Annotated in this window: 20 protein-coding genes and 1 tRNA gene; 9 read left to right on the forward strand and 12 right to left on the reverse strand. The window is 63.0% G+C overall.

Translation table 11 applies throughout. The annotated features are described in order from the left end of the window. Window positions 1-146: 146 nt before the first annotated feature. A complete protein-coding gene (locus ACQR0U_RS21070) occupies window positions 147-4,916 on the forward strand; it encodes a DUF3320 domain-containing protein (RefSeq protein WP_434843649.1) in 4,770 nt (1,589 codons plus the stop codon). A 362-nt stretch (window positions 4,917-5,278) separates the two neighbouring features. Next, complete coding sequence (locus ACQR0U_RS21075; RefSeq protein WP_434843650.1) at window positions 5,279-6,475, forward strand: cytochrome P450; 1,197 nt, start codon at window positions 5,279-5,281, stop codon at window positions 6,473-6,475. 84 nt (window positions 6,476-6,559) lie between these two features. Here ACQR0U_RS21075 and ACQR0U_RS21080 read toward each other — a convergent pair whose 3' ends face one another. The 3 genes from ACQR0U_RS21080 to ACQR0U_RS21090 form a co-directional block, all read right to left on the reverse strand. Then, window positions 6,560-6,787, reverse strand: coding sequence for a hypothetical protein (locus ACQR0U_RS21080; protein ID WP_316195367.1), 228 nt, complete (start codon window positions 6,785-6,787; stop codon window positions 6,560-6,562). Window positions 6,788-6,926: 139 nt separating this feature from the next. Next, window positions 6,927-7,502, reverse strand: a complete 576-nt coding sequence (locus ACQR0U_RS21085) for a hypothetical protein (RefSeq protein ID WP_434843651.1) — start codon at window positions 7,500-7,502, stop codon at window positions 6,927-6,929. A gap of 50 nt (window positions 7,503-7,552) precedes the next feature. Continuing rightward, window positions 7,553-7,888, reverse strand: coding sequence for an HPF/RaiA family ribosome-associated protein (locus ACQR0U_RS21090; protein WP_434843652.1), 336 nt, complete (start codon window positions 7,886-7,888; stop codon window positions 7,553-7,555). Window positions 7,889-8,254: 366 nt separating this feature from the next. On the opposite strand from ACQR0U_RS21090, the gene ACQR0U_RS21095 reads away from it, so the two are divergent. The 3 genes from ACQR0U_RS21095 to ACQR0U_RS21105 all read left to right on the forward strand — a co-directional run bounded on the left by ACQR0U_RS21095 (window position 8,255) and on the right by ACQR0U_RS21105 (window position 12,617). Further along, window positions 8,255-8,461 carry a hypothetical protein gene (locus ACQR0U_RS21095; RefSeq protein WP_315736291.1) on the forward strand — a complete coding sequence of 69 codons (207 nt, stop codon included), beginning with the start codon at window positions 8,255-8,257 and terminating at the stop codon, window positions 8,459-8,461. A 713-nt stretch (window positions 8,462-9,174) separates the two neighbouring features. Further along, entirely contained in the window at window positions 9,175-11,307 is a 2,133-nt protein-coding gene (locus ACQR0U_RS21100; protein ID WP_434843653.1) for an ATP-binding protein, read from the forward strand. A 161-nt stretch (window positions 11,308-11,468) separates the two neighbouring features. Next, complete coding sequence (locus tag ACQR0U_RS21105; protein ID WP_434843654.1) at window positions 11,469-12,617, forward strand: hypothetical protein; 1,149 nt, start codon at window positions 11,469-11,471, stop codon at window positions 12,615-12,617. On the opposite strand, the gene ACQR0U_RS21110 is transcribed toward ACQR0U_RS21105, so the two are convergent. The 4 genes from ACQR0U_RS21110 to ACQR0U_RS21125 form a co-directional block, all read right to left on the reverse strand. Beyond that, window positions 12,604-13,551 (reverse strand): DNA cytosine methyltransferase, encoded by a 948-nt coding sequence (locus ACQR0U_RS21110; RefSeq protein WP_434843655.1) that lies wholly within the window; start codon window positions 13,549-13,551, stop codon window positions 12,604-12,606. The genes ACQR0U_RS21105 and ACQR0U_RS21110 overlap by 14 nt on opposite strands. Before the next feature lie 212 nt (window positions 13,552-13,763). Next, complete coding sequence (locus ACQR0U_RS21115) at window positions 13,764-14,198, reverse strand: very short patch repair endonuclease (protein ID WP_434843656.1); 435 nt, start codon at window positions 14,196-14,198, stop codon at window positions 13,764-13,766. Window positions 14,199-14,881: 683 nt separating this feature from the next. After that, window positions 14,882-14,956: transfer RNA gene (locus tag ACQR0U_RS21120), tRNA-Glu, on the reverse strand. A 372-nt stretch (window positions 14,957-15,328) separates the two neighbouring features. Further along, window positions 15,329-15,667: a hypothetical protein gene (locus ACQR0U_RS21125; protein ID WP_315718294.1), complete on the reverse strand. Its 339-nt coding sequence runs from the start codon at window positions 15,665-15,667 to the stop codon at window positions 15,329-15,331. A gap of 31 nt (window positions 15,668-15,698) precedes the next feature. Here ACQR0U_RS21125 and ACQR0U_RS21130 point away from each other — a divergent pair, with 31 nt between their 5' ends. Further along, window positions 15,699-16,679, forward strand: a complete 981-nt coding sequence (locus tag ACQR0U_RS21130) for an RluA family pseudouridine synthase (RefSeq protein ID WP_434843719.1) — start codon at window positions 15,699-15,701, stop codon at window positions 16,677-16,679. Window positions 16,680-16,898: 219 nt separating this feature from the next. Continuing rightward, complete coding sequence (rpoH, locus tag ACQR0U_RS21135; RefSeq protein WP_315754871.1) at window positions 16,899-17,798, forward strand: RNA polymerase sigma factor RpoH; 900 nt, start codon at window positions 16,899-16,901, stop codon at window positions 17,796-17,798. Window positions 17,799-17,873: 75 nt separating this feature from the next. On the opposite strand, the gene ACQR0U_RS21140 is transcribed toward rpoH, so the two are convergent. Together ACQR0U_RS21140 and ACQR0U_RS21145 are read right to left on the reverse strand one after the other, a co-directional pair. After that, window positions 17,874-18,503 carry a peptidoglycan recognition protein family protein gene (locus tag ACQR0U_RS21140; protein ID WP_434843720.1) on the reverse strand — a complete coding sequence of 210 codons (630 nt, stop codon included), beginning with the start codon at window positions 18,501-18,503 and terminating at the stop codon, window positions 17,874-17,876. A 21-nt stretch (window positions 18,504-18,524) separates the two neighbouring features. Next, on the reverse strand, window positions 18,525-19,760 hold the full coding sequence (locus ACQR0U_RS21145) for a GGDEF domain-containing protein (protein ID WP_315718296.1): 1,236 nt from the start codon (window positions 19,758-19,760) through the stop codon (window positions 18,525-18,527). A gap of 227 nt (window positions 19,761-19,987) precedes the next feature. On the opposite strand from ACQR0U_RS21145, the gene ACQR0U_RS21150 reads away from it, so the two are divergent. Beyond that, the gene (locus tag ACQR0U_RS21150) at window positions 19,988-20,215 is read left to right on the forward strand and encodes a hypothetical protein (RefSeq protein WP_315718297.1); all 228 of its coding nucleotides are present in this window, start codon (window positions 19,988-19,990) and stop codon (window positions 20,213-20,215) included. A gap of 105 nt (window positions 20,216-20,320) precedes the next feature. On the opposite strand, the gene ACQR0U_RS21155 is transcribed toward ACQR0U_RS21150, so the two are convergent. Beyond that, on the reverse strand, window positions 20,321-20,710 hold the full coding sequence (locus tag ACQR0U_RS21155) for a response regulator (RefSeq protein WP_315718298.1): 390 nt from the start codon (window positions 20,708-20,710) through the stop codon (window positions 20,321-20,323). A 151-nt stretch (window positions 20,711-20,861) separates the two neighbouring features. On the opposite strand from ACQR0U_RS21155, the gene ACQR0U_RS21160 reads away from it, so the two are divergent. Continuing rightward, window positions 20,862-21,701 carry an SDR family NAD(P)-dependent oxidoreductase gene (locus ACQR0U_RS21160; protein ID WP_434843683.1) on the forward strand — a complete coding sequence of 280 codons (840 nt, stop codon included), beginning with the start codon at window positions 20,862-20,864 and terminating at the stop codon, window positions 21,699-21,701. Between the two features lie 100 nt (window positions 21,702-21,801). Here the strand turns inward: ACQR0U_RS21160 and ACQR0U_RS21165 are convergent, their stop codons facing one another. Both ACQR0U_RS21165 and ACQR0U_RS21170 read right to left on the reverse strand, forming a co-directional pair. Continuing rightward, window positions 21,802-23,769, reverse strand: a complete 1,968-nt coding sequence (locus ACQR0U_RS21165) for a methyl-accepting chemotaxis protein (protein ID WP_434872238.1) — start codon at window positions 23,767-23,769, stop codon at window positions 21,802-21,804. A gap of 259 nt (window positions 23,770-24,028) precedes the next feature. Next, on the reverse strand, window positions 24,029-24,370 hold the full coding sequence (locus tag ACQR0U_RS21170; RefSeq protein WP_315718300.1) for a rhodanese-like domain-containing protein: 342 nt from the start codon (window positions 24,368-24,370) through the stop codon (window positions 24,029-24,031). Window positions 24,371-24,387 lie beyond the last annotated feature (17 nt).

Here is a 24,387-nt window from a genome sequence, read left to right on the forward strand (position 1 = left end):
CATACGAGTCTCGTCTCCCTCGATTGGGAGATGAGACCTCTTCATGGGGAAGATGAACCATCGCTCATTGACCCCTTCTCCACCGCGCCGGATGCTTGACCGCGATCATTCCGGGTTGCAATCCTCGAATCGCAGGAGGATTGCACGTGGCAACCACATCCGTACGAGACCGATTGCTGGCGGACCGGCGCGCGCTGCTCGATCTGGGCACGCGCAACCGGCTCGTGCACATCCCGCTCAAGACCAAGACCATCCGCACCATCGACATCGTCGGCGCGCGCTCTGCTGCGCTCTTCGAGCTTCTCGGCGAAGGCAAGCGCTTCACGTTCCTTCCGACGAAGGCAGAGACTGCGGAGGCGGAAGGCACCCTGCCCTTGAGCGTGCCGGCACCTCGATCCGACACGCCGACCACCAAGGTGGACCAGGAAGGTGATGATTCGGAGTCGCAGACGCGGCAGCCCGACACCCGGCTCAGGACCCGGCTGTCATCGGAGGCGCTGCAGAAGCGTCTGCTGGATATCTGGTACGACGCACGAACGCTCGAGGAAGAACAGGGCGTCAATATCCTCTATCTCGCCTTCGGGCTGCTGAGATGGTTCGAGGACGACAAATCCGATGTCGAGCGCTTCGCACCGCTCGTCCTGCTGCCCGTCCGTCTGGAACGCAGCAGCGCCGCCGATCGGTTTCACCTGGTCTCGCGCGCTGAGCCGCCGTCGCCGAACCTCTCGCTCCAGGCCAAGCTCGACGCCGAATTCGGACTCAAGATCGAGGATTTTGGCGACGAGGACGATGTCGACATCGCGACCTATCTTGCCGGCGTCGCGGAGACGGTCGCCAACAAACAGCGGTGGGAGGTCAGGACGGACGCGATCGTCCTCGGCTTCTTCTCGTTCTCCAAGTTCCTGATGTATCGCGATCTGGACCCTGACAACTGGCCCGCAGATGGCGGCCTTGATCGTCACCCCCTCATCGCAGCGCTGCTTCAGGACGGCTTCGAGGGCGCGGAGCCGATCGTGGCCGACGACGGCAAGATCGATTCCGTCATCCAGCCGGTGGCGATGAACCATGTCGTCGATGCGGATTCATCGCAGGCCGTGGTCATCGAGGAAGTGGTCCGCGGACGCGACCTCGTCGTCAAGGGACCGCCTGGAACCGGCAAATCGCAGACCATCACCAACATCATCGCGTCGGCTGCCGCCGAGGGGAAAACGGTGCTGTTCGTCGCCGAGAAGATGGCGGCGCTCGAGGTCGTGCACCGGCGGCTGAAGCATGTCGGTCTCGGCGCGCTCGCGCTGGAGCTGCACTCCAACAAGGCCAACAAGCGCGTTCTGCTCGAAGAGCTGAAACGCTGCAAATCGGCTGAGGTCCCGGTCCCGCGCGGCGAAGCCACGCTGGTGCAGCGCCTGACCGACAGCCGGGACGGCCTCAACCGGCATGCGGAGATGATGCACCAGCCGCATCAGCCGAGCGAAATGACACCGTTCAGGCTGCTGGGTCATCTCGTGCGCTCTGGGGACAACTCCGCGCAGCCTCCCTATCCGTTGCAGGGTGCCCCCTCTTGGTCTCCCCTCGATCTGGAGCGGCGGCGTGAGCTGATCGCCGAACTCGCCGAACGAATTGCGGCCGACGGCGCGCCGCACCTGCATCCCTGGCGCGGTGTCGGCCGCGACGCGCTGGATCCAGCCGAGATGACAGAGCTGCGAAAATCGCTCGACGACATTTCGAACGTTGTCGGCAGCGTATCCACAGGCGCGGCCCGCCTCGGCACGCTGCTCGATCTCCCGCCGCCGGCCACCTTGGCCGATGCCGCGGGGATACTCGCCTTCGCCGAGGCCGCGGCCGCGATGCCGGAGTGCGATCGGACGTCCTTCCGCGACGGCGTCTGGAGCCAGACCGGACTCATCACGGACATCATCGACAAGGGGCTGCGTTACGCGAAATTGAGGACGGCCTTCGAGAGCGCCTTCGTCGAGGCCGCCTGGGATGCGCCGATCGCCGAGTGCCGCAAGGTCATCGCCGAGAAGGGCCGCTCCTGGCTGCGTCTGCTCAGCCCGCGCTATCGCGAGCAGGTGGCGCTGCTGGCCTCGTACCTGAAGGTGCCGATGCCGAAAACGCTCGAGCAGCGGCTTCTGCTGCTCGACGGCCTCATCGCGGCGCAAGCCGCACGCCGGTCCTTCGCGGAGGTCGAAGCTGCCGGCAGCACCGCATTCGGAACGGCGTGGCAGAAGGAACGGTCGGACTGGGATGCGTTGTCCAGATTGGCGACCTGGTGGAGTGCATTCCCCAAGCCGTTCGCAAACGACGAAACGCGCCAGCGGCTGACGCAGCTGGCCTTGTCGGCCGATGATCGGCAATCGATCGAACAGCTCAACCACGACCTCGCAAGTCTGAGGTCCGGCCTCGGCAGGCTGATCGACTCTCTCCAGCTGGAGCCTGCCCGCATCCCGCTCGAGGCCGGCGACCAGATCCGGTTGGCCGACCTGTCGCAGACCTTGTCGGAGTGGCAGAGCGCGACCGAGCGCCTCACCCGCTGGATCGCGTTCATGGACCGGGTCCGCCTTGCGCGCGCGCAAGGCCTCGCCGCGCTGGTCGACCGCACGCTCGACGGCTCCTTGCCGGGCGAAGCGCTCGAAGCCGCCTTCGACCGGTCCTATTACGACGCCATGCGCAGCGTGATCTTCGCCGACCATCCCGAGCTGAAGCGCTTCGACGGCGAATCGCACGATCGGCTGGTCGACGGCTTCCGCAAGCTCGACGTCGCGCGCATGCAACTGGCCCGCGATCAGATCGCCCACGAGCATGCCGCAGCCCTGCCGCGCAACGCCGGCGGCATCGGGCCGCTCGGCGTGCTGAACGGCGAGCTTGCCAAGAAGCGCAATCATCTGCCCATCCGCCAGCTCCTGGAACGGGCCGGTCCGGTCATTCAGCAGATCAAGCCGATCTTCCTGATGAGCCCGCTGTCGGTGGCCCAGTTCCTCAAGCCCGGCGCGATCGCCTTCGATCTTCTGGTGGTCGACGAGGCCTCGCAGATCGAGCCGGTCGACGCGCTCGGCGCGGTCGCGCGCTGCCGGCAGATCGTGGTCGTCGGCGACGAGCGGCAGCTGCCGCCGACGCGCTTCTTCGCGAAGCTGACAGGTAACGACGACGAGGACAATGACGACGAGGATCAGCCGACCTTCCAGGTCAAGGACGCCGAGAGCATTCTCGACCTCTGCCTTGCCAAGGGCCTGTCGCACCGGATGCTGAACTGGCACTATCGCAGCAAACACCAGTCGCTGATCGCCGTTTCCAACAAGCAGTTCTACGACAACCGGCTGTTCATCGTGCCGAGCCCGTACGACGCGGTTGCGGGAATGGGATTGAAGTTCAACTACAACCCCGATGCGCACTACGAACGCGGCAGCAGCCGGACCAACCCCGGGGAAGCGCGGCTCGTCGCCGAGGCCGTCATGCGCCATGCGCGCGAGACCCCGGACCGAAGCCTTGGCGTCGCGACCTTCTCGGTGGCGCAGCGCCAGGCGATCCAGGATCAGCTCGAAATCCTGCGCAAGGAAAACCCGGCAACGGAGAGCTTCTTCGTCCGCGGGACGAGCGAGCCGTTCTTCGTGAAGAACCTCGAGAACATCCAGGGCGACGAACGCGACGTCATCTTCATCTCCATCGGCTATGGGCGAACCAAGGAAGGTTTCGTTTCGATGAGCTTCGGCCCCCTCAACTCGGACGGCGGCGAGCGCCGGCTGAACGTGCTGATCTCGCGCGCCAAGCTCCGATGCGAGGTGTTCTCCTCGATCACCGGCGACGACATCGACCTGTCGCGCGCCAAGGGTCGCGGCATCGCGGCGCTGAAGACGTTCCTGACCTTCGCGCAGACGGGGCAGCTCGGCATCGCGCAGGAGACCGGGCGCGATCCCGACTCGGTGTTCGAGGAGCAGGTCGCCGCACGGCTGCGGGCGCTCGGCCACGACGTGAAGACCCAGATCGGCACCGCCGGATTCTTCGTCGACCTCGCCGTCGTCGATCCCGACAAGCCGGGCCGCTTCCTGCTCGGAATCGAATGCGACGGCGCCCAGTACCATGCGTCTCGTTCGGCGCGAGACCGCGACCGCCTTAGGCAGAATGTGCTGGAAGCGCATGGCTGGGTGCTGCATCGCATCTGGTCGACCGACTGGTTTCTCCGTCCCAAGGAGGAAACCGAGAAGGTCCTCCGCGCGATCGACGCTGCGAAGGCGCATTGGCGGGACATCGACCAAGGGACTGCGCGAGCTCAACCCGAGCCTCCGGCAACCTCCGATGTGCCGGCGCCGGAGCAGACCGAGCAGCGCCCTCAGGAAATCCTCGCACAGGCACCCACGGTGGCCCCCTATGAAGAGGCGAAGCTGCGCGTCCGTCGGGAGATCGAGCCGCACGAGACGCCGCTTGCCGACATGACGCGGCATGTCGTCGAGATCGTCGCCATCGAAGGGCCGGTGCATGAATCGGAAATCATCGTCCGCATCAGATCGGCCTGGGGCCTTGCCCGCGCCGGCAATCGCATCCGCGATGCCGTGCGAACGGCGCTGACATCGGCCGTGGCGAGGGGACGGATCGCCGGAGGTCCGTTCTACGCCGTGCCGGGACAGGCGATCGTCGTCCGCACGCGCGAGGACGTGCAATCGCAGTCCTTGCGCAAGCCCGAGATGCTGCCGCCGGAGGAGATCAAGGCGGCCATCATGCAGATTGTCGAGCAGAACTTCGGTGCCGAGGAGGACCAGTTGATCCAGGCGGTGGCCCGCTTGTTTGGCTTCGGGTCGACCAGCGCCCAGCTGCGGGAGACCGTGCAGGGCAGTCTCAGAAGTCTTCTCGACGCAGGACACCTGCGCCGCGAAGGAGCGCTGCTGACTAGGCCGCAGGAGGCTTCGCCGGCGGCGCAGGACTGACCGGCTGAATGCGTGCTGGGAATCACGGCCCGAACGCCGCGTCACAGCCGCCCCGCGGAGCGCACGTCGCACCGCGTTGCGCAGAGTCGCTGGCAACAACGATCTCGCGATCCATCCGCGTGCTGCAATGGCGGTGGAGCGCCGACGATGTCGGAGCTGACGCCTTGAAGGACGGAATGTCGCCCGCCGGCTGTCACCGCAAACCCGCGGAATCGCTGAAGGAACGGAACTGGCGAGGTCAGAATTCGTTCGGTGCGGACGCTCGTCCCGGCCAATGCATCGGACCAGGATTGCACGGGTCCGTCCCGGCCACTATCCTTGAGGTGAGACACGCGCTGGCCCGCATCCCACAGGAGCGCCCCATGCCGACCGCGACCCCGGCTCAGACTCTGGCTCCCCTGGACGAGACCATCACCATCGCGGAGCTGACGCGCGATCCCTATCCGATCTACCGGCGGCTGCGCCGCGAAGCGCCGGTGTTGCGAGTGAAGTCGGTGGGCCGGACGTTCCTCACCAAGGCGGCCGACACCAAATATGTGAAGGACAATGCGGCGCTGTTCTCGTCCGACGATCCGAACACGCCGATGAAGCGCGCCTTCCTCGCGCATACCCTGATGCGCAAGGATCACGATGAGCACCGCGCCGAACGCATGGCGATGATGCCGGCTTTGATGCCGAAGACGATCGAAGCCGTCTGGGAGCCGCTCTACACCAAATTCGCCACTGATTATCTCGGCCGGCTGCCGCGCGGCGAGATCGTCGATCTCTTCCCCGCCCTCGCAGGCCCCTTGGCCGCGCGCATCCTCGCTGAAGTGATGGGCATCCCGGACGCCAGCGACGCGGACATGCAGCGCTGGTCGCAGGCCCTGATCGACGGCGCCGGCAATTTCGGCTGGACGCCGGGGCCGTTCGACGCGTCCGATATCGCCAACGCCGAGATGGACCGCTGCATCCGCGCCAACATGGCGCGCGTCCGTGCCGCGCCGGATTCGTCCGCGCTCTCCTTCATGGTCAACGCGAAGAATCCGATTGCCGAAAGCCAGATCATCGCCAACATCAAGATCGCGATCGGCGGCGGCATCAACGAGCCGCGCGACGCGCTGCTGACGATCCTCTACGGCCTGCTCACCAACCCGGAGCAGCTCGCCGCGGTGCGCGCGCAGGACAAATGGCGCTCCGCCTTCGAGGAAGGCGTGCGCTGGGTGGCGCCGATCCAGGCGAGCTCACGCCTGGTGATGGAGGACACCGAGATCCGCGGCTGCCTGATCCCGAAGGGCGACACCGTGATGACCATCCAGGCCTCCGCCAACCGCGACGAGGAGCTGTTCACCGACGGCGAGCACTACAACGCGCTGCGCGACCCCAACCCCCACCAGGCCTTCGGCAACGGCCCCCACCACTGCGCCGGCGCCCACCTCTCCCGTCGCACCGTCGGCGCGATCCTGCTGCCGATGCTGTTCGAGCGGTTTCCGAAGATGACGCTGCCCGATCCCGCGAGCGTGCGCTGGCACGGATTCGGCTTCCGCGGCCCGCTCAATCTGCCGGTACGGCTGCAATAGGTCCGGCACGAAGGGCGTTGTTCTTCGCGTTGTCTCAGTGCACCTGAGGCGGGCCCCGGGTTGGTTGGAATCACCACGTTCGAGTTATCGCGCTTTGGCAGGCCCGGTGGCGATCTCGACGACGGCCTTCGTGAACCTGCGGTAGATGTCGATCTGTCTGCCGGCAAACGTGGTCGCGACGCCGAACATGCTGAGAGGCGAGCGCATCGTGGCGAGGCTGGCCGCCAAATCGAGATTGTCTCGCGTCATCTCCATAAGCAGGGTCTGGCAGGCCTCCATGCCGGCGAGCGCCGGCGGCGGTCCGCCCGCCACGGGCGAGGGATCGGCCGCCCTGGCTTCAGCGATCGGGGTTGGCTGGGATTCGTGCGAGTCCGTCCCAGCGCCGACCGGCTGAACGGCATCGGGCTTCAGCTCGCTGAGAGGCGGCAGGCGCGCCGGCGCGGATTCGGGCTCACGAGGCGGGAGCGGCGGCAGGATCGTTTCCGTCTCCTGGCCGGGTCGTCCCGGGAGCCTCGTTTCGGTCTCCGGAACTGCCTGCAGTTCGTCTGCGTCCGAGCTTACGAACTCGGCAAGCACGCGAGCGCGCTTCTGCCTCGCTGTCGCGTCGGCGTGTTTGGGCATTGATACCGGCTTCGCCACGACGGGTTTCGCGCTGTTCCCCTTGTGGGAGCCATTTGATTTGCGCTTGTTCATTGAAAGGCCTTCCTGTGCGGCATCGCCGGAGTGGGGCCAGCCCGGTCTCGATACCAATCTCCGTGTCGGACCGTTGGTTCCTTGCGATCAGGACGCCGTCGCTCGAGCCCATCTGCACCCGGCCGCGGCCGGCATCGAGCCGCAGGAACTGATCGGTTTCCGGATGCGCCTCCAGGCCGATGTCGCCGCCGACCGGAATCGACATCAGCGTCACCTGCAGATAGCGCCCGCTCCAGGCGACCGACCGATAATTGGCATTGTCCCGCGTCGCCCGCTCGATGTCGAACGCCTGCGGCTGCGGCCCGATGTCGGTGATCTCGGCAAGCATGTCCATCACGGATCTCCCACCCGGCGGCCTTGCCGGCAAACCGTCCCGCCACGGGTCTAGCGATGATCCCGAAGCTGATCGGACACCGCCTCCTTGCCGAAGGCGTGGTCGAGCGCGCGCTTCAGCTTGTGGACCGCGCCACGCACGGCCTGCTCCATGAAGCTGTCCTGATGTGCCGCGACGATCGGCTCGCCGCCGTCACGGTGCACCTCGATCCTGCAGCTCTTGTCGTCGTGACTGGGCTTGTGGCTCACCGCGTCGCTGAGCTGCACGTCGATCCGCCTGACCTGATCCTCATAGCGATGCAGCACCGCATGAAGCGACGCCTTCACGTCCTGCGACAACTGCTCGCCCTCCTCGACGTTTCCATCGGTTCTGACATCGATCAACATCCGTGTCTCCTTCAGGTGAAGCGTCAATCGTCGCAAGATGGAATTCGCGATCATGATCAGCTCCCCGGCATGGTCGCCATCCAGGCTTCGACGTCGCCGCACGGCACGCGACGCCATGCGTCGTCCGCGGGCGGCGGCCACGACTGAACGCCCCGTGATACAGCCGACGGTCCGAAGCGCCGCTTGATCCGCCTCGGCCCTTTCGGGCGGGGCGAAGCGGCCGTTCGAGCGCGTCCCCCGATCTCTCCCGCGATCAGACTGCCAGAGGCGAACGCGCGCGGCTGATCAATATTGCTCAGTCAATACCGGAGAATCAGGCGCAACCTGCGACGACCCAACTTTCGAGTCTGCACCGGAGATGGGATGATGGATTGTCCGATCACATTTCGCTGCCCCCAGACAGGGTCCGAGGTCGATGCCATCCTGCACCAGCCGAAGGACGACTGTCGGTTCGAGACCGTGACCTTCGAGACCGTGAGCTGCCCGGCCTGCACGAGATTCCACTTCATCCACGCCATGACCGGCGCGCTCATTCCTCCGACCCTGCTCGGCCCGGCGAACTGGACGCCGTAGCGGCGGTCCCCAAACGCGAACACGGCGACGCCGGTCGAGCCGGCATATTTGTGCACTGTCACTGTATTCCCGCCGCACCGTCGGCGCCATCCTGCTGCCGATGCTGTTCGAGCGGCTTCCGAGGAGGACGCTGCCGGATCCGGCGTCTGTGCGGCGGCATGGGTTCGGGTTTCGGGGGCCGCTGAATCTGCCGGTTCGGTTGCAGTAGGCTGGGGGCGGGGGCGTTCTTCTTCGTATGGCCTCAGCTCGTAGGATGGGTTGAGCCCCGCGCGAAACCCATCATCCCCGCAACACAGGGATGGCTATCGCTTCGCTCCACCCATCCTACGCGCTGACGCATACCAGAACAGTAGCAAACGGGATCTGCGCGCCGATCGGTCGCCTGAGGCAGAGAAGATTGACAAGCAGGAGCCGCCTCGTTGACCTATCGGTCGCGCGCAAAATGCCATACCCCGCCTCCGACCACGAGGCACGGAGATAAGAGCCTTGGATCACAGCTGCAGCTAGGAGCGAATGCCGCTATTGTCCTGCTGCGACCGAGGATGGCGAGAAAAATTAGTGGTTGCAACTGACTTTTTAATTTATCCAGTCATCATGTAGCGGCCAGCTCGTAGTCCCAACTTAACCAGCCATCGAGAAGCGGCTAGATCACAGATATGCCTGCAAACTCCGACGCTCACACTTTTCGGCCCCGCGCTCGCTTACTGCAACTCATGGGAGATCAGCTCATCGGCAGCAGCAGGCTCGCTGTTTTTGAGCTGGTAAAAAACGCGTACGACGCGGATGCATCCCACGTAAGATTGACGTTTCGCGATCTGGGCACTGACGCAGCACGAATCACAATCCGCGATGACGGAGACGGCATGAGCCTCGACGTGATAACAAACGTATGGCTCGAGCCAGGGGCCGATTTTCGCGAGCTACAAAAACAGAACAACCAGCGCAGTGCTAAATTTCATCGGCTTCCATTGGGTGAGAAGGGGGTGGGACGTTTCGCCGTTCACAAGCTTGGAACGCGCATCAAGCTGAACACGAAGCAGCGCGGCCAGCCTGAGTACGAGGTATCAATCGACTGGGACGAATACGCTCAGCATAAATATATGGATGAAGCGCAAATCGATGTTCAGCAAGCCAAGGAACCTCTGTTCAAAGACAAAGAGAGCGGAACAGAGATCGCAATTTCCGGGCTCAGGAACGATTGGAAACAGGGAGATATTCGCCGCCTTTGGCGAAATGTGAAGTCCATATCTTCTCCTACAAAAGCACCTGAAGGTTTCAGCGTCGAACTCCTTGTGCCTGAGCACAAGAATTGGCTAGACGGGCTACTTGACACGCCTGACTTTCTCGATCGCGCTATGTGGCATTTCACTTTTCTTTATGAGAACGGTCAGTTTGAATGGGATTACCGATTTACTCCTCTTCCAGGAATCGACGTTGAAGGTCACATGAAGAGAGCGAGCGACGCACCGCTCAAACTTGCACCGCAGGATCAAAGACTTTTCTCGATCGTAGACGAAAATGGGAAAGAAAAGCGGCGAATAGTCGCCGACGCGGAATTCACTCGAGTAAACGTAAACGGCGAGTCGAAGGAGGCAATCGGTCCAGTACTAGGTGAATTCTATGCATTTGACCGCGACCGCCCAGTTCTTCAGCGGATGGCGGAAGCCACCTCGCTAACTGAATTTCTCGATGAAAACGGCGGCGTTCGAGTTTATCGCGACGGCGTGCGCGTATACAACTACGGCGAGCACGCCGCCGGTGACGACTGGCTCGGCCTCGACCAAAGGCGCGTCAATATTCCAACGAGGCGGTTAAGTAACAACATTCTAATCGGCGCGATTGACCTCTCGCTCGAATCCAGCAGCGACAAGTCGCGGGGGCTAGTCGAGAAAACAAACAGAGAAGGATTTGTGGAGAATGAAGCCTTCGCCAAGTTCAAAGCGATAGTGCTGGGCGCTTTGATTGAATTCGAGCACCTCCGCGATTCCGATAAGGATCGAATTCGTGCCGTACTTAAAACTGTGACAGAGGCCGCAGTCGGCGATATTGATGATCCCATCAATGCGCTTCGAGTAGAATTCGACAAACGGAAGCTTTCCGCCGATTTAGGAAAGCACCTTAAGGCCATTGAGCAAAAGTTCGGCGAAATGAAAGAGGTAATGACCCACGCAGGCATGGCAGGTCTCAATTTGGGCATCCTCTTTCATGAAATTGATCGGGGCGTAAAGAGCCTAACATCCGACATCAGGAAGAAGCTACCTCTTCCTCGGCTCCTTGAGAGAGCGGAACACTTGAGTCAACTGCTCGATGGCTTTTCCACTCTGCTGAGAAAAGATAAGAAGCGCAAACACCAAGTCAAAGAACTTCTAGAGGAATGCAGATTCCTAAACGAGAGCCGATTTGCGATTCACGATGTAGTTTTTTCGTGCCCCATTTTGACCGGCGAGCAGGAGGACTTTCAGGTCAACGTCGCATTTGGGATGTTCTTGGGCGCACTATCAAACCTCATTGACAACTCGATTTACTGGCTACAAGTCAAATGGCCTGAAAAGAAGGCGGAACGAAAAAGTCGGGCAATCTACATTGGCAGCACTAACTACTTCGAAGAGGGCCCCGCACTCGTCATCGCAGACAACGGACCAGGGTTACCAGCAGACCCGGCAGATCTGGTTCGGCCTTTTATGACCACCAAGCCCGATGGAATGGGCCTCGGCCTATATTATGTAAACCTCGTTTGTGAGCTTAACAATGCCCGTTTGATTGTATCTCCGAATCGAGAGGACGTCGGAATTCCGAGAGCGTATGACGGCGCGGCATTTGCCATAATATTTAATAGCAAAGGCTAGATATGTTTCCTGGTGGAAAGATTGTAGTTATAGATGATGACAAGGAGCATCTAGAGGCCGTCGTAGGCGCACTACGAAAGCTAGGCTTAGCTTGCTTAAGTTACCATTATCCCGATGATCGACCGCTTGCCGACGATTCATTCGGCGGGATTCGCCTCATCGTGACCGACATCAATCTTGTGGGCGGAGCCTCTCCAGGCAACGACAATGCAACGCTGGGCCCACCAGTAAGCTTGATCGACCGGATCGTCTCTGCAGAAAATGGACCATACGCCTTAGCTACATGGTCTACTACGGACTTGCATGAGGCACTGATTAAAAGAATGCGAACGCACGGCTTTTCGGAAGGCAGAATGCCGTTTTTTTCTGTTGCTCTTGCCAAGACAGATTTCCTTGGTGATCCAGACGGCTTTAAAGGTGAGATAAAATCGTTGCTAACAAAGAACGCTCCATTCGGCGCAATGCTGGACTGGGAACGAAGAGTGTCCCGAGCAGCAGAGAAAGTCCTTTTCAACGTTCAAGACCTATCTAGTCGCTTCTCAGGAGACGAAGCATCCGAGCGAATGGATCGAACTCTGAGCAGACTTGCTGTCAACGCCTTCGGCCAAGCCAACGTTGCCGATCACCGGTTTGAAGCAACAAACGAAGCGTTAATGCCAATTCTGACGGACGCAGTGAGCACCGAGCTGTTCTCAGCTGACGACAAGGACGTGTGGACAAAAGCTGTCACCAAGCACGGCGAGAAGTTCGCGCTCGACGCAGGCGCGATTTCTAAACTCAACACCGCAGTCAACTTGGAGATTTCGCACGAAGTGAAGCCCTACCGTCGAGGAGTCCTCTTAGAGGTTCCACCTGCGTGGCTCAGCGATGACGAATTTGAAAGGCGTTTCGGATCGAAGCCAAGCCGCCTGCGCGGAGAATTTCTCAAGCTATCCGAACCAAAGACGCCGCAGTGGCTGCTCGTCCAGGTTCAAGCGGCGTGTGATTTCTCACAAGGCCACGTTGGAACCATTCCCTACTTCTTAGCTGCGGTGGTACCCGCCACACGTATCCGCAAACAGAAGGATGGATTAGACCTAAAGCTACCGGCGAGCGTGTGGCAGTCACCGCCGTTTGATGGCGGACCATCAATTTGTGCGGAGAGCTTCACCCTGGAAATTCTGACGAGCATATCCTACTCAATGACGCGCAAGGCGATTGAAGAAACAGAATTTAAGGTGGTTGGCCGACTAAAAGACCAGATCGTCTCTTCGATTGCTTACCAGGGCAGCACCAACAGCTCTCGGCCGGGCTTCATCAGCTTTCGGTGAGAGCCGCGACTACTGCCTCCATCACCGGCGGGCATACACCATTGCCCAGCAGCCGAACCTTGTCTCGTCGAGTACCATGCAGCAAGGAGAATTTGTCATCAAAACCCATTGCCCTTCTCAGTTCAGGGACCTGCAACATCCTCATCTGATATCCTTGAGAAGTTGGCTCAACTAAAGCAAATCGGTCCACCGTAGTGACCGTTCTCAATGGTCGGCTTATGCTCTGCCACCCGCCGCTTCCGTCGCTTCCATAATAGACCAAGATGAATGACTTGTTTTCGCCAAGCTCGTCGATCGCTCTTGAAGCCCTTGCGAGAGTGTCCTTAGCCCTGTTCTCTCTCAACAGCGGAGATGTGGGCCACAAACCTCTGGGATCAAGAATCGATCGCGCTGATAGCTTTCGTTTCTTCGCTTGCACGTTAACAGTCTTTGGAACTTGCCTCCTATCCCCAACAAGGAACAGCCTACGACGCGTCTGGGCCACTCCAAAGTTTGAAGCATCGAGGACTTGCTCAGCTAGGTTATACCCGAGTGCCACCAACTCGTTCTTGAGTTCGCCGTAGCGGGTCCAAGGGCGCATGTGAACAACGTTCTCTAAAACAATCCACCGCGGCTTAAAGGCTTCTGCATACTTCACGACATGCATCGCGGTAGCACGGCTCTTCTCGTCTCTTGGCGCGCTACCCTTTGCGCAGGTATGATTGGTGCATTCTGGGGATGATAAGAGTAGGTCAATATTTCCGATAGATCGACGCAATGAAGCGAGATTTATCTCCTCGAGCCGCTTGGTATAGACCTTCGCGCTAGGAAAATTCTGCTCGAAGGTCGCGGTGGCGACTGAACACATATCGATAGCTGCGACGGTAGTTGCTCCAGCTCGCCGCGCCCCTGCACTGCTGCCGCCTGCTCCGCTGAAAATGTCGAGCGTGCGCATCCAAATATACCCTCTCAGAACGCTAGCGAGCAGAGCTACCAGGTTTGAAGCAGCGCAACCAGGCGATAATCGGAATTGACAGCATTTTCTGCGAGTGTTGCAAATTCGACTCACCGAATGGATAGGACAGTGGACCGCCCCTGCGGGAGAACTGCGCTAGCTTTAGCCAAGGGCGCCTCCCCTCAGGAGCGTGAAGTCGTGGCGAAGGCAAACTACCTTGCTGCTCTTTGCTTTGGCCGATTTGGCGGCCCTAGAAATTTCTTCAGTTCTGCCGTCACCTTCGTTAGATCTCTCAGCTCGCATTGCCATATTACTTTTACTCTCCAACCTGCAGCACGAAGGTTATCCAGAACAAGACGGTCCCTCGCTATATTCTTGGTGAACTTGGCTTGCCAGAATTCGGTGCGAGACTTTGGCGAATAGGCCAAACCACAGTTGTGGCGATGCCAAAAACAGCCATGCACGAAGATCGCCGCTCGCCTTGTCTTGAAGACGATGTCAGGACGACCGAGCACATCGCGGGCGTGAAGGCGATATCTATAACCTAAACTGAAGAGAAGCTTACGAACCTGCAATTCAGGACGCGTGTTTACTCCCCGAATTCTTGACATATTTGCGCTTCGCTTCGCGGGCGTAAGATTGTCCATATCTCACCGTCCAGTATCGATGCGGAAAGCACAACCTTCCCTGCTGCCCCATATTCAAGAACTCTATTTGCTTAAGGCTCTCGCCACACTCTTAGATCGAATACCCCCCTATAGGTTGGCAGCTACTACCACCGCATCCCACCCATGCCCAAACTGCCCGTCGTGCCAGTTTGCCGCATTCCGTCGGGCAAATCTTCCCTTGCACCGTCGGGCAAATCACAACGATGATCCGGCCGTTCCACGCTCACTGAAGGGGCGTTTCGCGATCGTCACGGACCGTGGAGCGTGGGATGCGGTGGCCGCCTCGGGTCGCAGTGCGCGTTTCGCGTGCGGACGAACGAACCCGGGCGGACGGTCAAGCCGTGTGGTCCCGACACCCCGACGCTGGTGTCTTGGTCGGCGACATCCCGATGACGGGGGCAAGCAAGCCCGGTCCCCTGGGAGAGCACGGAGCAGCCGTTCAACCCATCGCGCAGGGAAGGCCGGTTGTTCGGCCAATCCTGTGGTGACTGCCGCCTGCTTTTCTTTCTGCAGGCGGGCCATGGGTGCGGCCTGCACCCGGCCTTCCCTGCGCCCTTCTCTTGGAAGGGCGTTCCGATGAGCAAAGCTCGGACGCGACAGCGCGCCGCGAGGCTGAGGAGCCGCGTCGACAGGTCAGAGTTTGAGGGTTGAGCGCCGGGGAATGGCGCTCCCTAGGGGAATCGAACCCCTGTTTCAGCCTTGAGAGGGCCGCGTCCTAACCGCTAGACGAAGGGAGCGTGAGGTGAACCGCATAGCCTCGAAATCGCCGCGCCGCAAGACGGGGGATGGAAATTTGTGGGGGTGTGGGTGTCCGTGCCCCAAGGGTCTTTCCCCGTGGGGACCCCCTCCCCTAGCCCCTCCCCACAAGGGGGAGGGGAACGGACTGCCCGGGTGGCGAGAGGATCGCTCATTCGGCCATCATGGGATGGAAGCGGCCGGCCGCGATGGCGGTGCGCCCCCTCTCCCGCTTGCGGGGGAGGGTTGGGGTGGGGGCGCGGCGGGCGGCGGTGCCAGTGGAGAGAGTGTCCCCCACCCGCAGGCGGGGGAGGCGCTGACTGCCCGTGTCGATAGAGATGGGCCGAAATAGGCGGGCGAAACCGCCCTGCCCCTTACGGCTCCACAGCGAAGCGGAGGCGGCCGGTGGGTTTGAGGGTCTTGGCGTCGAAGGTGCGGATCTCGGTGGTGCCGCCGACATCCAGCGTCACCGCCAGGCGGTCGCCGGCGGTGCCGGTGGCGACGATCCGGGCGCCCTTGGGCAGCATGGCGGTGAGGTCCGGGCCCGAAGCTGTGCTTCCATCGCCGCGGAAAAGGCGGTAGCCGATGGCGACCAGAAGCACTGCGATCGCGATCGAGGTGGTCACGCCCGCGATCATCATCATGCGCCGCAGCCGCGCCATCAGCTGGGCCTGCTCGGGCGAGGACGGCTCGGGCGCAACGGTAGAATTCATGGACATCTCGACTTCACAATCCCACGGTCTGATGACGGTCACGGTCGCCGGCGACGAAGGCTCGCCGCGGCTCGATCGCGTGCTCGCGGCCAGGCTGCCGGAGCTGTCGCGGTCCCGGCTGAAGGCGCTGATCCTGGCCGGTCAGGTGTCGCTCCGCGCGGCGGCGGTGCGGGACCCCGCTTATCACGTCACAGCCGGCGACACGATCACAATCGACGTGCCGGAGGCTGTCCCGGCCGAGCCCGCCGCCGAGGCGATCCCGCTGAAAATCATCTACGAGGACGACGACATCGTCGTCATCGACAAGCCGGCCGGCCTCGTCGTGCATCCCGCCGCCGGACACGAGACGGGAACACTGGTGAACGCGCTGATCGCGCATTGCGGCGCCAGTCTTTCCGGGATCGGCGGGGTCAAGCGGCCCGGCATCGTGCACCGGCTGGACAAGGACACCACCGGGCTGATGGTGGTGGCGAAGAACGATCACGCGCACGCCTCGCTCAGCGCACAGTTCGCCGACCACGGCCGCACCGGCGCGATGGAGCGCGGCTATCTGGCGTTCGCGTGGGGGGTGCCGCACCGGCCGCATGGCACCATCAATGCGCCGATCGACCGGCATCCGCATGCCCGCGACAAGATGGCGGTGCGCGCAAAAGGGCGCGAGGCCATCACCCATTACGAGGTGCAGGAGAGCTTTCCTGGCCGCGACGGCAAGCCGGCGGCGTCGCTGATCGCCTGCCATCTCGAGACCGGGCGCACCCACCAGATCCGGGTGCATCTGGCCCATCTCGGCCATCCGCTGCTCGGCGATGCCGTCTATGGCCCGCACTTCAAGACCAAGGCGAACCAGCTCGCGCCGGCCGCGCGGGACGCGCTGGCGGCGCTCGGGCGGCAGGCCCTGCACGCCTATCTGCTGGTGATCGAGCACCCCCGGACGGGAGAAATAATGCGCTGGGAATCGGAGCTTCCGGAGGATCTTTCTCTTTTGGGGCGCGCCTTGCGAGCGGCGCTATGACGCAGGACCTTCAGAAAAACGCAAGCATGTCAAAAACTTAATGGAGCCACACGGGGTCGTGACCCCCGGAATCCTTCCACCGGGGGGCGAAAATGGTGTATGTTGCGCCTGCGTCGAATGGTCGACGCATGGAACGTCGCAAACCGGCCGGCTTTAACCAAGCGACCGCTTTGCCTGGCCCGCCGCTATCGGGGGCCTGAACCAACTGGAGGGCGCTCGATGGCCCGTACAGCTACACTGCCGGTTCTCAACGGAGAATCGGGACTTTCACGCTACCTCGCCGAGATCCGCAAGTTCCCGATGCTGGAACCGCAGGAAGAGTACATGCTCGCCAAGCGTTGGCGCGAGCATGACGACAGCGACGCAGCGCATAAACTCGTGACCAGCCACCTCAGGCTCGTGGCCAAGATCGCCATGGGCTATCGCGGCTACGGCCTGCCGATATCCGAAGTCGTTTCGGAAGGCAATGTCGGCCTGATGCAGGCGGTGAAAAGGTTCGAGCCCGAGAAGGGCTTTCGCCTCGCCACCTACGCCATGTGGTGGATCAAGGCGTCGATACAAGAGTACATTCTGAGATCGTGGTCGCTCGTGAAGATGGGCACCACCGCGAACCAGAAGAAGCTGTTCTTCAACCTGCGCAAGGCCAAGAGCCGCATCAACGCGCTGGATGAAGGCGATCTGCATCCGGATCAGGTCAAGCTGATCGCGAAGCGCCTCGGCGTGACCGATCAGGACGTGGTCGACATGAACCGCCGCCTCGGCGGCGACGCCTCGCTGAACGCGCCGATCCGCGACGACGGCGAAGCGGGCGAATGGCAGGACTGGCTGGTCGACAATACGCCCAACCAGGAAGCCATCATGGCCGAGCACGAGGAATACGACCACCGGCGGCAGGCGCTGAACGGCGCGATCGGCGTGCTCAACGCCCGCGAACGCCGCATCTTCGAGGCGCGGCGCCTGGCCGACGAGCCGATGACGCTCGAGGACCTGGCGGCCGAGTTCGGCGTGTCGCGCGAGCGGGTGCGCCAGATCGAGGTGCGCGCGTTCGAGAAGGTGCAGTCCGCCGTCAAGGGCGCCATCGCCAGGCAGGAGGCGGCGGCCCTGGAGGCCGCGCACTAGACGCGCGGCTTGCTTGAAGGTGGTTTTTGGATGCGATCGGAGCCGGCGGAGACGCCGGCTTCTTGTTAGGTGCAGTTAGTCGGGCGCGGCGCGGGCGAGCTCGGCGAGCGCACAGCCCTCGCAGTAGCGGGCGTCCTTGTAGTCGATCCAGTTGTGCGCATAGATCCGCTCCCGGGCGATGCCATAGCGCAGCCGGAGCAGCTTCGAGAGCACGCGCCAGGCGGCGACCTGGGCGTCCGTCGGAGGCGTGGTGACGTCGGGATAGTTGCCGGCGAACTCCACGCCAATGGAATTGTCGCGCACGACCTTGCGATAGGTGGGGCCGTTGTCGATATAGCGGCTGTCGTTGCGGTTGGCGCCGTCGCCATGCAAGGTCACCAGGGTGTCCGGCACCGCCCAATACACCGTGCCGTCGGTTTCCACCCAGATCGTGACGCCGCGCCGTTTCGGGTTCTTGGCCTGGGCCAGCGCCCCGGCCCGCGCCGACCCGGCCGGACCCTCGGTCTGGTGGACGATGATGTTGGTCCAGGGATGGGCGAGGTGCGGATCGCCCCACGGCGCCAGCCAGACCATCTTCAGTCCCGGGATGTCCGGCGTGCCGGACGAACGGGCGAGCGACGTGAGATCCTCAGCCGCAACAGGCAGAGGCAGCGCGACGAGAAGCAGCGCGAGCGCTGCGCGGAGGGAGAACAGGACCGGCCTCATGGTCGGCAACGATAGCACCGGCTACCCGGCGGCGGCATCCTGCCGACGCGGCGGCGCCATCATCGGCTCGATCTGGTCCGGCGCCAGTGTCGGCGTCTCGTGGTCGGCGGCGAAGACGGCATAGCGATTCTTGCCCTCCTTCTTGGCCGCATAGAGCGCCTGGTCCGCCCGCGCCATCAGCCGGTCGGGGAAGGCGCCGACATCCTCGGTCCATTCGGCGACGCCGATCGAGACCTCGATCGGCACCTCGGCGCCGGCGCAGGCCTCCGCATCGTCGCGGCAGACCTGCAGGATGCGCCGCGCGATCATCGCCCCTTCGCGCAAGGCGGACGCCGGCAGCACGATGCAGAATTCGTCGCCACCGGTGCGCGCCAGCATGTCGCCGGGGCGCAGCCGGGTCTGGGCCATCAGCGTGAAGTGCTGCAGGCAGGCATCGCCGGCGGCATGGCCATGGGTGTCGTTGATGATCTTGAAGCCGTCGAGATCGATCACCAATAGCGCGAACGGCCGCCGCGAGCGCTCGGCGCGCGCGCATTCCTCGCTCAGGCGCTGCATCAGGTGACGGCGGTTGGCGACGCCGGTGAGATCGTCGAGCAGCGCGAGATCGGCGACCTCGTTGCGCAGCCGGTCCACCGCCATCAGCAGGAAGCCGAAATTGAGCGACATCGACAGGAAGATCAGCAGCAGCACCGCGGCGGCCTGACCGCTGGTGGAGCGGCTGAAATTGAAATCGGCGCCGATGAACGCCCCGATCGAGCGCGCGGCAAACACCGCGATGATCAGAACGGACAGCAGGCCGGCCAGCCGCGCTCCCGGATTGACGGGCCCGCGCCTCGCATCCAGCACCAGCCGCGCGATGATCGCCATGGGGACCGCCTGCCCGATCGAGTAGCACAGGATCCTCAGCGGGCCGTGGTCGTATCCGTATTGGAAAAATGCGATCGACGAGCAGGTCATCGCGACGACGGTCAAGCTCAGCCGCCACGACGCCCTGGAGCCATAGAAGCGCTCGACGCCCATCGCCGCGAGGCAGATCGCGAAGGTCATCAGCGAGCCGCCGACCAGCAGCGGAACGAACGAGCCGAAATAGAACCGCGTCAGCGCGAACGCCGCCGCCGGCGCGCACATGAACGCAGATGCCGTCCAGTACCGCGCCGAATCCAGATTGGGATAGCTGCGCATCACGTAGGCCCAGATCAGGCCCAACGCGAGGAAATTGACCACGAAGGCGGTCCACAGCGTCGGAACGTTCAGCATCCCGACAGCAGGACGCCGCAGGTCCTGTCCTCGATGTTCAATAACGCCGCGCTCATGAGCTACCCTGTTGCTCGAGGCAACATGGGCGCGGCGCAGTTAACGGTTCCTCAAGGGCCCAACCAAGGTTGCGCCTTGGTTTTGAATCAATGAAGACACCTTTTACGATCCGCTAACCTTGTCACACCCCGAGCGCCAGCGGCGCAACTGGCCGGCGAATGCATCGAGCTGTGGATAAGCGCAACCGCGCTGGTGACAGCGTGAGGCAGAGCTTCGCGAATCTGCTGGGATCGACACCCGAGGCTGATGCATGGCTGGCGTGCGCCAGCGAAGCCTCAAAGTCGCGTTGCAATCCATCAACTCCTGACGAGGATTCCATGGCGAAGAAGGCGAAGAAGGCCGCAAAGGCCACCAAGAAAGCTGCGAAGAAGACCAAGAAGGCTGCCAAGAAGAAGTAGTTGCACTTCCCGGGTGGGAGCGCGGCTTCCACCCGGCTCTCAGTCAGCTCGACCCGCTAGCCGATCCTACGTCTCCACCGGTCGGCGGTTGCCACGCAACACGCCTCACCTGATATCGGGCGTGCGCTCGAGCGTCACCTCGGCTTCGCGCAGCACGTCCAGCGGCGCCCACGGCTTGCTCCAGAACTTCGTGCCGCCCGGCAGCGGCTGCGACAACGGCCGGCCAGAAGTGACGACCACATTGATGTGGGGGTGACGCGCCTTGGCGAGATGGGCAAGCTCGACCCCGTTCATGCGGCCCGCCAGATTGACGTCGGTCATCAGCAGCACGATGCGATGACCCGGCTTGTTCAGGACGAGTTCGGCGGCCTCCGCGCTCTCACACGCGATCACGTCGTACTCGCTCTCTTCGAGCAGCAGCGTGATCATCTCGCGCTGCGCCAGATCGTCTTCCACGATCAGTGCGGTGGCGCGAAAAGGTTGCGACTGTCCCATGCAGGTCCTCCACGAATGTGTGCTCGCAAAGTAATGTGAGTTAAAAGCTGAACGGCCGGATGGTTCGGTTCCAATCAGAAAAAGTGGCCGAAAACCCAGCTGCAATTGGAACAGGCACGCAGAACCGGTCGATCAGGGGAGTGAAGCGACAATGACGATCATTCGAGGCGCATCTGCCGCCGTGACAGGCGCAGCCAGCGGCATTGGCCGTGCGCTGGCGCAGGAGCTGGCGGCCCGCGGTTGCGATCTCGCGCTCGCCGACCGCGACGAGGCGGGCCTCGCAAGCCTCGCCGCCGAGCTCACCGCAACCGGCCGCAAGGTGACCACGCACCGGCTGGACGTCAGCGATGTGGCTGCAGTCACCCAGTTCGCAGTAGACGCGACCCGCGCGCATCCCGGCCTCAACATCGTCGTCAACAATGCTGGCGTGGCACTGTTCGGCAGCTTCGCCGAGATCGATCAGGCGGAGATGGAGTGGCTGTTCAACATCAATTTCTGGGGCGTCGTGCACGGCACGCGCGCGTTCCTGCCGCATCTTTCGCGCCAGCGCGAAGCGCACGTCGTCAACCTGTCCTCGATCTTCGGCATCATCGCTCCGCCCGGTCAATCGGCCTACGCCGCGGCAAAGTTCGCGGTAAGGGGATTTTCCGAGAGCCTGCGTCACGAGCTCACAGCCGCCGGCAGTCCCGTGCGGCTGTCCGTCGTGCATCCCGGCGGCATCGCCACGGCGATTGCGCGCAATGCCCGCGCCGGCCAGGGCATGACCGACAATGCGCGCCGCGTGCAGGCCATCGAGCGGTTCGAGCGGCTTGCCAGGACCAGCCCGCGCGACGCCGCGTTGCGGATCATCGAGGGCATCGAGCGCAATGAGCCCCGCATCCTGATCGGCGGCGATGCGCGCTTCATGGATCTCCTGCAGCGGTTCATGCCGGCCACCTATTGGCGCGTGATGGCGAAGCGGCTCGAGAAGGCGGCCGCGAAGCAGGCGTGAGCCACAGGACAGGAGGCCCCGCCCCGGCTCGCGCCCGTGGCGGATACGCCGGAGCGATCGGCGTGTCGGCGAGCTTGTACTTCAGCCACCCAACGACCGGTCAGGCCGCCCTGATATGGGCTAGGAACTGGTTGACCTCGCTACGCAGCCGGGTCGACTGCTGCGCGAGCTCCCCGGCCGCCGACAGCACCTCGTTGGCGGCGTGGCCGGTCTGCACGACCCCGGACGTGACGCCCGCGATGTTGCGCGTGACGTCCTGGGTCTTGCCGGCGACGACGTTCACATTGCCGGCGATCTCGCGGGTCGCGGCGTCCTGTTGCGCGATCGATGAGGCGATGATGGTCGAGATCTCGTCGACCTCCTGGATCGTGGTGCAGATCATACCGATGCTCTGGACCGCGGCGGCGGTTTCGGCCTGAACCGCGGCGATCTGAGCACCAATCTCTTCGGTCGCCTTGGCCGTTTGGGTCGCCAGCGTCTTCACCTCGCTGGCGACGACGGCGAATCCCCTGCCCGACTCGCCGGCGCGCGCGGCCTCGATCGTCGCATTCAGCGCCAGCAGATTGGTCTGGCTGGCGATCTGGGTGATGAGTGCGACGACCTCGCCGATCTTGCTGGCCGCAATGTTGAGCCGCTGCACCTTGTCGTTGGATTGCTGCCCTTCGTCCGCGGCCTTGCGAACCACGGACGACGCACGCTCGAGCGTCTTGCTGATCTCGTTCATCGAGGATGACAGCTCCTCGGCCGCCGAGGCAACGGTGTTGACATTGTCCGACGCGGAGCCGCACGCCTGCGATACCGTCAGGGCCTGCTGCTTCGACTGATCGATCGTCACCGACATCGAACGGGCGGTCGCCTCCATTTCGATGGCCGCAGCCGACACGGCGTCGACGACGCCGCGGACGCTGGCCTCGAAGCCATCGGCCACCTCCATCAGCATGCGGCGCCGGTCCCCCTCGGCACGAGCCTGGGCCTTCTCCTGCTCCGCCTGCAGATCCCTCATCCGGACGGCGTTGTCCCTGAAGATCGAAACGGCGCGTGCCATCTGTCCGACCTCGTCCTTGCGCCAGTCCGCCGGGACGCGAACGTCCAGGTTGCCGTCGGCGAGCTCGCGCATGGCGCTCGTCATCTGGACGATCGGGAGGGAGATGCTGCGCGCGATCAGCAGCCCGGCGAGCGCGATCAGCACGAGGCCGGCCAGCGTCATCCCGATCGCCAACGCCCCGGCGCGATTGCGAGCCTGGATGAACTCGCTGTTGTCCATGATGATCTCGACGGCCCCGATCGGCTTGCCGGAGAAATCCTTGATCGGGCCCAGCAGCGCGACGACCGGAACACCCTCGAGCTGTCCTTGGCGCGACAGGAAGCTGCCGGCCGATGCCTCCCGATAGTCGCCGCTTGCGAAGAAGGAGGTCTCCCCGATCGTCGTCGCGAACAGCTTGAAGCCGGTGTCGCCAGCCAGGCGGAACGCAACCTCGACATTCCGGCTGCGCTTGAACTCGTCGAAGAAGTTTTGGCCAAAGGTCAGGCCGAACTCGACCGAGCCCAGATGTTTGCCGGCGGAAACGATCGGTACGACGCCGCGGAGGCCGAGGCCGGCAACGCCGCCCTCCAGCCCGACGATCGGCTTGCGGTCGGTGTTGGCGGCCACCACCGTCTTGCGGAATCCCGACAGATCGTCGCCGAACTTGGCCGGCTGGTGCACCCGCAGGAAGGACATCGCCGGCGGCGTGTGAAACTGAAACTGGTCGACGCCATAATCGGATTTCAGGCTGGCCATGCCCGCGCCGAACAGCCGCATCAAGGCGTCGCGGTCGTTCTGCGCCATGGCGTCCTGGACCGCGGGGATGTTGGCGACCACCGCGCTCATCGCTTCCGCGCGGGTCGACTCCAGCTGCAGGCGCGAATTGAAGGCGTCATATTGGGCGTGGAGCTCGCGCTCATTGGCGCGGTCGATGATGCCGCCGATGATCCACATGGCGACCAGCAGCACGAAGAGGGCCGTCGCTGCCGCACCGATCACCAGAGAAAGGGTGATCCGGGTTCTCAAGCCACCAAACTTCAACATGCGATCCTCGAACGTCGACCGGTGTTCGAGTATTGCAGCGTTGCAACTAATTATTCCTGAACGAGTCAACCAATGGACTGGACCAACAACAAATTAGCTGCTGCGGGGCGGGAACGGCTATCGGAGCCTTCCGCCGCACACTTTGCTCTTAACCTGCCGCAATCCATGCTGGTTGCAGATCACTTCACCTCAACCCTTCACAAGTCCCGTCGGGACATCCTGACAGAGCAGAGCGTCCGACCTGTCCGGCAGGGCGCGTTCAGGCGACAGGACCGCCGCGCGCCCGCCAGCCGCTCATGCCGCCGGCATAGTGGCGGATATCCTGCCGCCCGGCCGACAGCGCCCGCCGCAGGGCGGTGGCCGAGCGGCCGCCGGCCTGGCAGATCAGAACCACCGGCTTGTCGTGCACGAGGCTGCCCGGGTCGAAACGCGACAGCGGGTGATTGACGGCGCCGGGGATGTGGCCGCCCTTGAACTCATGCGGCTCGCGCACGTCGACGATGACGCAGCTCCGCTGCTGATGCGCCCGCACCAGCTCATCATGCTCGATCGCCGGCACGCTGGTCGACCCGGTCAACCTGCTGAACAGTCCTGATAGCATGGGAGGAACCTCTCACT

It is taken from the genome of Bradyrhizobium sp. HKCCYLRH3097 (assembly GCF_051167875.1).
Taxonomy (GTDB): Bacteria; Pseudomonadota; Alphaproteobacteria; order Rhizobiales; family Xanthobacteraceae; genus Bradyrhizobium.

Bases quoted from the DNA above. Each gene is read 5' to 3' on its own strand.
- ACQR0U_RS21140 (WP_434843720.1), bottom strand. From the start codon at position 18,503: ATGAGGCCGGTCCTGTTCTCCCTCCGCGCAGCGCTCGCGCTGCTTCTC.
- rpoH (WP_315754871.1), top strand. From the start codon at position 16,899: ATGGCCCGTACAGCTACACTGCCGGTTCTCAACGGAGAATCGGGACTT.
- ACQR0U_RS21100 (WP_434843653.1), top strand. From the start codon at position 9,175: ATGGGAGATCAGCTCATCGGCAGCAGCAGGCTCGCTGTTTTTGAGCTG.
- ACQR0U_RS21110 (WP_434843655.1), bottom strand. From the start codon at position 13,551: ATGCGCACGCTCGACATTTTCAGCGGAGCAGGCGGCAGCAGTGCAGGG.
- ACQR0U_RS21115 (WP_434843656.1), bottom strand. From the start codon at position 14,198: ATGGACAATCTTACGCCCGCGAAGCGAAGCGCAAATATGTCAAGAATT.
- ACQR0U_RS21075 (WP_434843650.1), top strand. From the start codon at position 5,279: ATGCCGACCGCGACCCCGGCTCAGACTCTGGCTCCCCTGGACGAGACC.
- ACQR0U_RS21130 (WP_434843719.1), top strand. From the start codon at position 15,699: ATGACGGTCACGGTCGCCGGCGACGAAGGCTCGCCGCGGCTCGATCGC.
- ACQR0U_RS21090 (WP_434843652.1), bottom strand. From the start codon at position 7,888: ATGTTGATCGATGTCAGAACCGATGGAAACGTCGAGGAGGGCGAGCAG.
- ACQR0U_RS21125 (WP_315718294.1), bottom strand. From the start codon at position 15,667: ATGAATTCTACCGTTGCGCCCGAGCCGTCCTCGCCCGAGCAGGCCCAG.
- ACQR0U_RS21085 (WP_434843651.1), bottom strand. From the start codon at position 7,502: ATGGACATGCTTGCCGAGATCACCGACATCGGGCCGCAGCCGCAGGCG.
- ACQR0U_RS21170 (WP_315718300.1), bottom strand. From the start codon at position 24,370: ATGCTATCAGGACTGTTCAGCAGGTTGACCGGGTCGACCAGCGTGCCG.
- ACQR0U_RS21145 (WP_315718296.1), bottom strand. From the start codon at position 19,760: ATGCTGAACGTTCCGACGCTGTGGACCGCCTTCGTGGTCAATTTCCTC.
- ACQR0U_RS21165 (WP_434872238.1), bottom strand. From the start codon at position 23,769: ATGTTGAAGTTTGGTGGCTTGAGAACCCGGATCACCCTTTCTCTGGTG.
- ACQR0U_RS21155 (WP_315718298.1), bottom strand. From the start codon at position 20,710: ATGGGACAGTCGCAACCTTTTCGCGCCACCGCACTGATCGTGGAAGAC.
- ACQR0U_RS21160 (WP_434843683.1), top strand. From the start codon at position 20,862: ATGACGATCATTCGAGGCGCATCTGCCGCCGTGACAGGCGCAGCCAGC.
- ACQR0U_RS21095 (WP_315736291.1), top strand. From the start codon at position 8,255: ATGGATTGTCCGATCACATTTCGCTGCCCCCAGACAGGGTCCGAGGTC.